Origin of the sequence: Bradyrhizobium genosp. L (assembly GCF_015624485.1) — a bacterium.
Taxonomy (GTDB): Bacteria; Pseudomonadota; Alphaproteobacteria; order Rhizobiales; family Xanthobacteraceae; genus Bradyrhizobium.
In genome coordinates, this window is record NZ_CP061378.1 from 2327456 (window position 1) to 2338878 (window position 11423).

General features: G+C 65.2%; 10 protein-coding genes. 6 read left to right on the forward strand and 4 right to left on the reverse strand.

Annotated elements, in window-relative coordinates; genetic code table 11:
- Positions 1-78: 78 nt before the first annotated feature.
- Positions 79-753 carry a potassium channel family protein gene (locus IC762_RS10765; protein ID WP_195788773.1) on the reverse strand — a complete coding sequence of 225 codons (675 nt, stop codon included), beginning with the start codon at positions 751-753 and terminating at the stop codon, positions 79-81.
- 4 nt (positions 754-757) lie between these two features.
- The gene (locus IC762_RS10770; RefSeq protein WP_195788774.1) at positions 758-1981 is read right to left on the reverse strand and encodes a cytochrome P450; all 1224 of its coding nucleotides are present in this window, start codon (positions 1979-1981) and stop codon (positions 758-760) included.
- 208 nt (positions 1982-2189) lie between these two features.
- Here IC762_RS10770 and IC762_RS10775 point away from each other — a divergent pair, with 208 nt between their 5' ends.
- The 6 genes from IC762_RS10775 to cnbZ all read left to right on the forward strand — a co-directional run bounded on the left by IC762_RS10775 (position 2190) and on the right by cnbZ (position 9361).
- Positions 2190-2720: a thiamine pyrophosphate-binding protein gene (locus IC762_RS10775; RefSeq protein ID WP_195788775.1), complete on the forward strand. Its 531-nt coding sequence runs from the start codon at positions 2190-2192 to the stop codon at positions 2718-2720.
- Positions 2717-3307, forward strand: a complete 591-nt coding sequence (locus tag IC762_RS10780) for a thiamine pyrophosphate-dependent enzyme (protein WP_195788776.1) — start codon at positions 2717-2719, stop codon at positions 3305-3307. Before IC762_RS10775 ends, IC762_RS10780 begins: the two co-directional genes overlap by 4 nt.
- A gap of 65 nt (positions 3308-3372) precedes the next feature.
- Positions 3373-4074, forward strand: a complete 702-nt coding sequence (locus IC762_RS10785; protein WP_195788777.1) for a TetR/AcrR family transcriptional regulator — start codon at positions 3373-3375, stop codon at positions 4072-4074.
- Between the two features lies 1 nt (position 4075).
- Positions 4076-5269, forward strand: coding sequence for an efflux RND transporter periplasmic adaptor subunit (locus IC762_RS10790; protein WP_195788778.1), 1194 nt, complete (start codon positions 4076-4078; stop codon positions 5267-5269).
- An 86-nt stretch (positions 5270-5355) separates the two neighbouring features.
- On the forward strand, positions 5356-8454 hold the full coding sequence (locus IC762_RS10795; protein ID WP_195788779.1) for a multidrug efflux RND transporter permease subunit: 3099 nt from the start codon (positions 5356-5358) through the stop codon (positions 8452-8454).
- Positions 8455-8617: 163 nt separating this feature from the next.
- Entirely contained in the window at positions 8618-9361 is a 744-nt protein-coding gene (gene cnbZ / locus IC762_RS10800; protein ID WP_195788780.1) for a 2-amino-5-chloromuconate deaminase CnbZ, read from the forward strand.
- 208 nt (positions 9362-9569) lie between these two features.
- Here cnbZ and IC762_RS10805 read toward each other — a convergent pair whose 3' ends face one another.
- Both IC762_RS10805 and IC762_RS10810 read right to left on the reverse strand, forming a co-directional pair.
- The gene (locus tag IC762_RS10805; protein WP_195788781.1) at positions 9570-10460 is read right to left on the reverse strand and encodes an ABC transporter permease; all 891 of its coding nucleotides are present in this window, start codon (positions 10458-10460) and stop codon (positions 9570-9572) included.
- A gap of 4 nt (positions 10461-10464) precedes the next feature.
- A complete protein-coding gene (locus tag IC762_RS10810; protein ID WP_195788782.1) occupies positions 10465-11406 on the reverse strand; it encodes an ABC transporter permease in 942 nt (313 codons plus the stop codon).
- Positions 11407-11423 lie beyond the last annotated feature (17 nt).

Below are 11423 nucleotides of genomic sequence, written 5' to 3' on the forward strand. Positions count from 1 at the left end.
CGCAAGCGTGCCCACCATCGCGAGCACGTCGCGGATGGTGGGCACGTCGCTTCGCGCCTTTGCCCACCCTACCGCATCTCACTCCTGGTCGCGGTGCGCGATCTCCAGCGTCACCAGTCGCGCCAACAGCGTCGCGGGATAGAGCTGGCCGAACACCGCCTCGACATTGCACAGGCTGCGCGCGATCGGGTGCAGCGGCGCGACGTCGCCGTAGCCGGTCGTCGTCAGCGTCGCGAAGGAGAAATAGATCAGCTGGCTTGCAAGTTTCGGGCTGTCCTCGACCTTCATGCCGGCAAACGCTGATGGCACCAGCGTGCCGACAAAGGTGTAGAGCGCCGAGAAGATCACGGCGACCGTGAGATAGAGCAGGACGGCGCCGATCACGCGGTGATAGGTGACGCGTCCCGGGGCGAAGGTCGCGCGAGCCACCGTCACCGCCATGGTGATACCGACCAGCAGCCAGGAAGCGGCGAATAGATTGAGGTCGAGGATCGAGGGCGAGCGCAGCCGCAAGATCGCGCCGATCACGATCATGATAAGCGCGGCCAGCATCGTGACCACCGCGAGCGCGCTGCCCGACATCACGAACACGCCGCCGACCAGGAACAGCGCCAGCAGCAATTCGAAGATCTGGAATTCGAACAGGCCGAGCGCCTGCAGCGGCGCCACCACGAACATCATGACCAGGAGCAGCACGGTCATCACCGTCAGGAGGGAATCGCCCCAGCGATCGCGCAGTTGCCTGGTCGTCATCGCATCACGCGCCGCGCACGCAGGGCACGCTCAGGAACCCGCGGAAGCGGACGCGGCCGCCGCGCACCGGCGCGCCCGCCGGCGCGTAGTTCGGGAACCGCGCCAGGAAACGGGCGATCGCGACGGCGCCTTCGAGCCGCGCCAGCGCCATCCCGGCGCATTGATGCGCGCCGGTGCCGAACGCGAGGTGGCGGTTCGGTGTGCGGGCGACGTCGAAACGTTCGGGGTCGGGGAATTGCGCGCCATCGCGATTGGCGGCGCCGATGCACAGCGTCACCAGCGTGCCCGGCGGCATCGTGATGCCGCCGAGCTCGATCTCCTCCACGATCATGCGATTGCCGAGCTGGTTCGAGCTCTCGTAGCGCAGCATCTCCTCGATCGCGGATTTGATCAGGTCGGGCTGTGCGATCAGCCGCTGCTTCTGGTCGGGATGCTCGCTGAGCGCCACCAATCCGTTGCCGATCAGGTTGGTCGTGGTCTCGTGGCCGGCATTGAGCAGGAAGATGCAGTTGTGCAGCAGCTCCTTCGCGGTCAGCCGCTCGCCATTCTCTTCTCCCTGGATCAATCGCGTCAGCACGTCGCGCTCGGGATTGCCGGGTTTTGCACGGCGCCGTTCGACGAGGGTTTCGAGATAGGCGAGGAAATCCTTCACGGCATTGTTGCCGCGCTCGAAGACCTCCTTGCCGATCACCGGCTCCAGCGCGCCGAGGATTGCGAGCGACCAGTCGCGTAACGGCTCACGCTCGTCGTGGGGCACGTCGAGCAGATTGCCGATCACTTCGACCGGGATTGCGGAGGCGAAATCGCCGATCAGCTCGAAGCGCTCGCGGGTCTCGATCCGGTCGAGCAGGCTGTCGACCAGCGCGATCAGGTCACCCTCCATGCCTGATATCGCCCGCGGCGACAACGCGCCCATGATCAGTCGCCGCACCCGCGTGTGCGCGGGCGGATCGTTGAAGACCAGGCTCGTCGTGTGGTGCTCGTAGAGCAGGGAGTCGCCGTATTTCGGCAGAAACTCCTTTTTCTTGTCGGACGAGAACGCCTTGGTGTTCTTGTAGGCGGTGACGAGGTCGTCATAGCGCGTCAGAAAGTAACAGCCGTTCGGCAGCAGCTTGACCGGCGCGTGCTCGCGCAACGCGCGATAGGTCGGGTAGGGGTCGGCATAGAATTCCGGCGTCAGCCGTTCCAGGTCGAAGCCGTCAGCCAGCTCGCGCGCGTGCCCGTCCATGCCGCCTATCCAACCCTGATTAGTTTCATTTGCAACTATCTTAGGGCGTGCGAAGTTCGTGCGCAACACAATTTGCGGGTTGGCCGGGACTGCGTCCCACGCCGCGCGATGCGAGCAAATCGCAGAGCCATATGCGGTTTTGCGCTTTGATGAAGCGCGCGCGGCCCTCTACAGTTGCCGGCATAAGAATCCAAGACCGGAAACGCCGATGCATGCCCGTGCCGAGACCGCGGCCTCCTGGCCCGAGGAGATTTTTGCGATATTGCAGCGCTTCGAGGTGCGTCAGGTGCCTTATGTGCCCGACGCCGGGCACTCGCAGCTGATCGAGCGCGTGCTCGGCTCCTCGACCATGCGCGGCATCGCGCTGACCACAGAGGAGGAGGGCGTGGCGCTGCTGGCCGGCGCCTGGGCGGGCGGCCAGCGCGGCGTGCTGCTGATGCAATCGAGCGGGGTCGGCAACTGCATCAACATGCTGTCGCTGGTGCAGATCTTCCGGCTTCCGTTCCTCACGCTGGTGACGATGCGCGGCGAATGGGGCGAGTTCAATCCATGGCAGGTGCCGATGGGCTCGAACACGCAGGGCATCCTCGAACTCTCCGGCATCAAGGTGCTGCGCGCGCAGCACCCCGAGGAAGTCCGTGAGGTGGTCGAGGCCGGCGCGGCGCAGGCCTACAACGCCTGCACGCCGACCGCCGTTCTGCTGTCGCAGCGCCTGATCGGGGCAAAGGTCTTCAAATGAGCAAAGCCAATCTCCTCGATCGCCGCGCCGTGGTTGCCGAGCTGCTGAGGGAGCGCAATGGCGCCATCGCGGTGGGCGGCCTCGGCGCCTCCACCTACGACATCGCCGCCGCCGGCGACCATGACCGCAACTTCTATCTCTGGGGTGGCATGGGCGGCGCCGTGATGATCGGGCTCGGGCTGGCGCTGGCCCAGCCGACCCTGCCGGTGGTTGTGATCACCGGTGACGGCGAGATGCTGATGGGCATCGGAAGTCTTGCGACCGTCGGGCTGCAGCAGCCGAAAAACCTCTCGATCATCGTGCTGGATAACGAGGCCTATGGCGAGACCGGCGGCCAGGCCAGCCATACCGGCGCGACCGCCGACCTCACGGGCGTTGCCAAGGCCTGCGGAATCAAGGATACCCGCGACCTCGCGACGATGGCTGAGATCGAAGCGTTTGCTTCGTCCTTACAGGATGTTACGGCCGGACCGCGATTCGCCAGCGTGAAGATCGACGCGGCCAATCTGGAGCGCGTCCTGTCCAGCCGGGACGGCACCTATGTCGTCAACCGGATCAGAGGGTCGCTCGGACACAGTCCAATATAAAACGACTTTCGCGGTGCAATAGAACCTTGACATTCGGTAAGGTGAGTGATTACTCACGACCCCAAATGTCGACCTTACGCATGACGAGTGACTTGCGGCGTCAGTTGATCCTGAGCGCTGCAAAGCGATGCTTCGCCCGCAACGGCTTTGCCGGCACCACGACCAAGAGCGTGGCGGCCGCGGCTGCCATTTCGGAAGGGCTGCTGTTCAAGCACTTCCCGTCCAAGGCGGCGCTCTATGCCGAAATCCTCGCCGAGGAGTGCGAGGCCGATCCGGATCTCGCGCATCTGCTCGGACAGGAGCCGTCGACCGCGACGCTGGTCGAGCTGATGCAGGGCATGGTTGGACACTTCATGGAACTGCGCAGTGAGCCGGACCAGGAAGAGGCGCAGCGGATGCGGCTGATGGTGACGAGCCATCTCGACGATGGCGAGTTTGCCCGGCTGCTCTACGACAAGGTCAGCAAGCTGATCGGGCCGACCTTCGCCGCCTCGCTCGAGCGCGCCGTCGCGGCGGGCGAGGCGACGCGGATCGGTGACGAGCCGCTCAATCTGTTCTGGTTCGCGCACCACACCGTGCTGATGGCGGCGCTGACACAGCTGCCTGCGACACCATGTCTCCCCTATGGCGATGCCGTCGCGGCCGAGCGGCAGCTTTGCCAGTTCATCCTCCGCGGTATCGGACTTACCGAAGCCGCAATTGCGACCCATTTGGGCCACCAGCCGTCACCGGGTCAGGGCCAGTCGGTAACTGCAGAAAGTGCATGACATGAATATTCAGTCCGAAACCCACATCTCGGGGAAACCCCTCACGGAGAAGCCGGCCAAGCGCCCGGTGCGTCTGGTGCGCTGGTTCTTCATCGTGGGGCTGCTGCTGGCGCTGCTGGTCGGCGGCCTGGTCGGCTTCAACGCCTTCCGCAGCCACATGATCGCGCAGTTCTTTGCCAACAACAAACCGCCGCCGGCGAACGTCTCCGCCGTCGAGGCGAAGTCCGAGGTGATTCCGAATCTGCTCACGGCGGTCGGCGATCTCGTCGCGGTGCATCAGGTCAACGTCACCACCGACGTGTCGGGCCGCATCACCGACATCCTGTTCACGGCCGGCAGCCATGTGAAGGCGGGAACGCCGCTGGTGCAGCTGTTCGACGCGCCGGAGCAGGGCGACCTCGCGAGCTTCAAAGCGCAGGCGATCGTCGGCGAGCAGCAGCTCGACCGCGCCAAGCAACTCGCGGCGCGCCAGTTCGGGCCGCAATCGACCGTCGACACCGCACAGGCGACGTACGATCAGGCCAAGGCGGGCATCGCCAAGACCGAAGCGCTGATCTCGCAGAAGCTGGTGCGCGCGCCGTTCGAGGGTGACCTCGGCGTGCGCATGATCGAAGTCGGCCAGTACCTGACCGCCGGCACCCAGATCGTGTCGTTGACCGACCTGTCGGTGCTGTACGCGAACCTGACCGTCACCGAGAAGCAGAGCTCGCAGGTCAAGGTCGGCCAGATCGTGCGTATCGCGGTCGATGCCTATCCGGGCAAGACTTTCGAGGGCAAGATCACGACCATCGAGCCGCAGATCGCAACCGACACGCGCAACATCAAGGTGCAGGCGACGATCCAGAATCCCGACAGCATCCTCAAGCCCGGCATGTTCGCGACCGCCACCGTCGTGCTGCCCGAGAAGCCGGCGGTCGTCACCGTTCCGGAAACGGCGGTCGACTACACGCTGTACGGCGACTCGGTGTTCCTGATCACCGAGAAGAAGGGCGACGACGGCAAGACCACGCTGACCGCAGTCCGCACTTTCGTGAAGACGGGCAACCGTGTCGAAGGCCGTGTCGAGATCCTCAAGGGTCTGAAGGCCGGCGACAAGGTCGTCGCCGTCGGCCAGATCAAGCTGCAATCGGGCATGGCGGTCGCGATCTCGGCCGATCCGGCGCCGCCGATTCCGGCCGAGCCGCCGCGCTACTGACGCGATTCGCTTAAGATCAGGAGGGCCGATCGCGGCCCTCCGCCATGCGCTGCCTCGAACGGCAGACAACAAGAATAGAGTTGGCGATGTCCTTCACTGACATTTTCATCAAGCGCCCGGTGCTGTCGGTCGTCGTCAGTCTGCTGATCCTGCTGATCGGCCTGCGCGCGGCGATGGTGCTGCCGATCCGGCAATACCCGAACCTGTCGAACACCGTGGTGACGATCACCACCTCGTATCCCGGCGCGTCGCCCGAGCTGATCAACGGCTTCATCACCACGCCGATCGAGCAGGCCGTCGCCTCGGCCGAAGGCGTCGACTACATGACGTCGAACTCGGTGCTCGGCACCTCGACGATCCAGGTCTTCGTCAAGCTCAATCACGATCCGAACCAGGCGCTGACCGAAGTGCTGGCCAAGGTCAACTCGGTGAAATACCTGATCCCGAAGGAAGCCTTCGACCCGGTCGTGAGCAAGGCGACCGGCGACACCATCGCGGTGATGTATCTAGGCTTCTCCAGCGAGGAGCTGACCGGTTCGGCGATCTCGGACTACCTGACCCGCGTCGTGCAGCCGGTGCTGTCGACCGTCGACGGCGTTGCCTCCGCCGACATTCTCGGCGGCCAGACCTTCGCGATGCGGGTCTGGCTCGATCCGACCCGGATGGCCGGACGCGGCGTGTCGCCGAACGACGTGTCGGCCGCGATCGCCGCCAACAACTTCCAGGCCGCCGCCGGCCAGACCAAGGGCTTCTTCATCGTCTCCAACGTCTCGGCCAACACCGACCTGCAGAACATCGATCAGTTCAAGCGCATGATCGTGAAGTCCAAGGACGGCGGTTTCGTGCGCATCGAGGACATCGCGACCGTCGAGCTCGCCGCGCAGAGCACCGACGCCAGCGTCGCCTTCAACGGCGAGCACGCGATCTTCATCGGCATCAAGGCGACGCCGCAGGGCAACCCGCTGAGCCTGGTCAAGGGCGTGCGCGCGCTGTTCCCGGATCTCGAGCGCAACCTGCCGCCCTCGATGAAGATGAAGGTGGCCTACGATTCCACCAAGTTCATCCAGTCGTCGATCGACGAGGTCGAGAAGACGCTCGGCGAAGCCGTGCTGATCGTCGTCGTCGTGATCTTCCTGTTCCTCGCCTCGATCCGCTCGGTGATCATCCCGGTCGTCACCATTCCGCTGTCGCTGATCGGCGTCTGCATCCTGATGCTGGCCGCGGGCTTCAGCTTCAACCTGCTGACCCTGCTCGCGATGGTGCTGGCGATCGGCCTCGTGGTCGACGACGCCATCGTGGTGGTGGAGAACATCCACCGCCATCTCGAGGAGGGGATGCCACCGGTGCAGGCGTCGCTGAAAGGCGCGCGCGAAATCGTCGGCCCCGTCGTCTCCATGACCATCACGCTGGCGGCGGTGTATGCGCCGATCGGCTTCCTCGGCGGCGTCACCGGCGCGCTGTTCCGCGAATTCGCCTTCACGCTGGCCGGCTCGGTCATCGTGTCGGGCGTGATCGCGCTGACGCTGTCGCCGATGATGTGCTCGGTGTTCCTGAAGAGCCACGACGAGGGGCGGTTCGCCACGCTGGTCAACCGTGTGTTCGGCGCGGTCACCCGCGGCTATGGCCGCATGCTCGACCGCTCGCTCGACTACCGGCCGATCACCGGCCTGTTCGCCGTGACTATCCTCGGCCTGGTCGGCTTCCTCTATATGCACACCTCGAAAGAGCTGGCGCCGCAGGAGGACCAGGGCATCGTCTTCGCGATCACCAAGGCGCCGAAATATGCCAACATCGACTACATCGATTTCTACGGCGACAAGATGGACAAGGAGTTCCAGAAGTTTCCTGAGACCGATCTCCGGTTCATTCTGAACGGCATTACCGGCCCGCAGGGCGGCTTCGCCGGCGCGTTGCTCAAGCCGTGGGATGAGCGCAAGCGTACCGCCCAGCAGTTGCAGCCATTGATGCAGGCCGAACTCTCCAAGATCGAAGGCATCAGCGCGTTCGCGTTCAGCCTGCCGCCGCTGCCCGGCGGCCCCGGCGGCCTGCCTGTGCAGATGGTGATCTCTTCGACGGCCGGTTTCCAACAGGTCTTCGACCAGATGACCAAGCTGAAGGATGCGGCGCGCAAGAGCGGCCTGTTCATCGTCACCGACAGCGATCTCGACTTCAACCAGCCGGTGGTCCGGGTGAAGGTTGATCGTACCAAGGCGAGCGACCTCGGCATCACCATGCAGTCGATCGGCAACGCGCTGGCGACACTGCTCGGCGGCAACTATGTCAACCGCTTCAACCTGGAGGGGCGCTCCTACCAGGTGATCCCGCAGGTGCCGCGCGTCAGCCGGCTCGCGCCGGAATCGTTCGACAACTACTACGTCCCGACCACGACGGGGCAGCTGGTGCGGCTGTCGACGGTGGTGTCGGTCGAAACCGGTGTCGACCCGAACGCGCTGACCCATTACAACCAGCTCAACTCGGCGACCTTCCAGGCCGTGCCGATGCCCGGCGTCTCGATGGGGCAGGCGGTGGACTTCCTGCAGGGCGAGGCCAAGAAGCTGCCGTCGGGCTTCAGCTACGACTTCCTGGCCGACTCTCGCCAGTATGTCCGCGAAGGCAGCCAGCTGATGGTGACGTTCGCGTTTGCGATCGTCATCATCTTCCTGGTGCTGGCGGCGCAGTTCGAGAGCCTGCGCGACCCGTTCGTGATCATGATCTCCGTGCCGATGGCGATCGTCGGTGCCTTGATCCCGCTGTTCTTCGGCGTCGCGACCATGAACATCTACACCCAGGTGGGCCTGCTGACGCTGGTCGGACTGATCACCAAGCACGGCATCCTGATGGTGGAGTTCGCCAACGAGCTGCAGCTCAACGAGAAGCTCGACCGCCGCTCGGCGATCGAGATGGCGGCCCGCATCCGGCTGCGTCCGATCCTGATGACGACCGCGGCGATGGTCACCGGCCTGTTGCCGCTGCTGACGGCCTCGGGCGCCGGCGCCGCCAGCCGCTTCTCGATCGGTCTCGTCGTCGTGGCCGGCATGACGATCGGCACGCTGTTCACCCTGTTCGTGCTGCCGATGGTCTACACGGTGATCGCGACCGACCACGAGGCTGCATCCCGCTCCGATCGCGCCAGGCAGATCGCCGACTTCGATCTCGACGGCGGCGGCGCGTTGAAACCGACCTGAGCCCTCCAAGCTCATGCTCGCAGGAAAGGCGGCACTGGCGAAAGCCACTGCCGCCTTTTCTTTGTCCCGTGATATCCTCCGCGGGGGTGGAGCATGACCCTGAAAAGTGTGAAGCGGTTTTCCGAGAAGATCATGCTCTGACAAAGATCTGGGAGGAACAGACATGGTGAGCGAGTTCGACGCGGGTAACTACCGGTTCATTCCGGCGGTCTTCCAATATTCGAGCGGCGCGCAGGCGAGCTCCGGCTATGAGATCGAGCGGGTGCGCTTCGATCGATTGCTGCCGCTGGCGGACGGCTTTGCCCGGATCGCGGCCACCATCCAGGCCGCCGGCCGGCCGCTGACATCGTTCTGCGCCTGCGAGTTGCGCTCGCCCGCTGCCTTCACAGAGGACGGCTTTCGCGCCTTCAACCAGCACTATGTCAAGACGCTTGCGGAATGGGGCATCTACGACGGCAACAGCAATCCGGTGGCGCGCAGCAATGTCTGTCCCGAGATCGATCCGCCGTCCGAACCGTCGTTCCACGCCTTCTGCTTCACGCGCCCGAGCAGCAGCCCCTCGCCGTCCTTCGTGATCGCGGGCGGCGCCGAGGCGCGCGGCGGCGCCGGCAGCTATCCCGAACGCATCGTGCGCTATCGCGACCTCAGCCCGGAGGGGTGGCGGGAGAAGGTGCGCTTCACCACGGGCGAGATGGAGCGCCGTCTCGCCGAGTTCGGTTTCGGCTGGAAGGAGACGACCGCCGTGCAGGCCTACACCGTGCACGACGTGCATCCCGTCGTCGTCGACGAACTGGTCCGTCGCGGCGCTGCGCGATCCGGCCTGACCTGGCACTTCTGCCGCCCGCCGGTGGTCGATCTCGAATACGAGATGGATTGCCGGCGCGTGCTGCGCGAGGTGGTGATTTAGTCTAGGACGAGGTTGGCTCACTCAACTTACTCGGTGTCATCACCCGCGCATGCGGGTGATCCAGTATTCCAGAGGCAGTTGTGCTTGAGCAGATGGGCCGCGGCGTACTGGGTCGCCCGGTCGAGCCGGGCGACGACAGCTGTGGATGAGGATATACCTCAGAACCTCTCAGGATGATGGGGAGAGGTAGGCGGTCGCGTCGGCAATGTCACCGCGCCTTCGGATCCAGCGCGTCGCGCAGGCCGTCGCCGACCAGGTTGAAGGACAGCACGACCAGGAAGATCGCAAGCCCCGGCCAGATCGCCATCCATGGCGCGTTGGTCAGGAAGCGTTGCGCGGCGTTGAGCATGCTGCCCCAGGACGGCAGTGGCGGCTGCTGGCCGAGGCCGAGGAAGGACAGCGCGGCTTCCGCGATGATCGCGGCCGCGATCGACAGCGTCGCCTGCACCAGGAGCGCCGGCATGATGTTGGGCAGGATGTGCACCAGCGCGATGCGCCAGCGCGGATTGCCCAGCGCGCGCGCCGCCTCGACATAGTCCTCGACCTTGACGCTCATCACCTGGCCGCGGGTCAGGCGGATGAAGATCGGGGTCGCCGAGACGCCGATCGCGATCATCGCATTGCCGAGGCTCGGGCCGAGGAATGCGGCGAGCGCGATCGCCAGGATCAGGAACGGGCAGGCCAGCATCGCATCGGTGATGCGGCCGATCAGCGCGTCGATGAAACCGCCGCGCGTGCCGGCGACGAGCCCGAGTGGCACGCCGATCGCGAGCGCAATGCTGACGGAGGTCAGGCCCGCGAGCAGCGAGGCGCGGGCGCCGAACACGACGCGGGCGAGCACGTCGCGGCCGAGCTCGTCGGTGCCGAACCAGTGCTGCGCCGACGGCGCCTTGCGCACCAGCGACCAGCTGGACGCGATCGGATCGTAGGGCACGACCAGTGGCGCGAAGAGCGCCAGCAGGATGAAGATTGCGATCACGACGAGACCGAGCACGGCGCCCTTGCGCTTGAGCAGGCGCCGCCACGCGCGCCGCCCCGGGCTCTCCAGCGTCTCGGAGGCGGCGAGGGCGGCAGCGGTCGCGAGCGTGGCGTCCGTCATCGGATCATCCTCGCAGCCGCGGATTGACGAGGATGTAGGCGATGTCGGCGATCAGGTTGAGCGTGATGTAGATCGTGGCCGTGGTCAGCACCACGCCCTGCACCACGGCATAGTCGCGGTTGAAGACGGCGTCGACGATCAGCTTGCCGAAGCCGGGGATCGAGAAGATTTGTTCGGTCAGCACCGCGCCCGACAGCAGCGTGCCGAGCTCGAGCGCGCCGAGCGTGATGATCGGCGTCAGCGCGTTGCGCATCGCATGCTTGAGGATCACCGTGCGCTCGGACAAGCCCTTGGCGCGAGCGGTGCGGACATAATCGCTCTCCAGCACCTGCAGCATCGCGCTTCGCGTATGCCGCATCAGGACCGCGGCGATCGCGTTGCCGAGCACGAAGGCCGGCATGATCGAGGCGGCGAGGCTGGCGCGCCAGTCTTCGGTCAGTGGCACATAGCCTGACGCCGGCAGCCAGCCCAGTTCGATCGAGAACAGGAAGATCAGCATGATGCCGAGCCAGAAGTTCGGCGTCGAGATGCCCCATAGCGCGAACAAATTGGCGCCGTAGTCCCAGGCCGTGCCCTTCTTCACCGCGGAGATGATGCCGGCGGGGACGCCGATCAGGAATGCGATCACGATCGCCATTCCGGCGATCTGCATGGTGACCGGGAGCTTCTGCGCGATCAGCGCCAGCACCGGCATCTTGTTGCGCAGCGACTCGCCGAAATCCCCCGACAGCACGCCCTTGACCCAGTAGACATATTGCACCGGGATCGGCTGATCGAGATGGTACTGCACGCGGATCTGCTCGATCACGGCCGGATCGCGCTCCTCGCCGGCCATCACCAGCGCCGGATCGCCCGGCAGCAAGTGCTGCAGCGAGAAGATCAGGATCGAGACGAAGAACAGCGTCGGCACGATCTGCGCCAGCCGCTTGGCCAGGAAGTTCAGCATCGCGACACCGGTTTCCC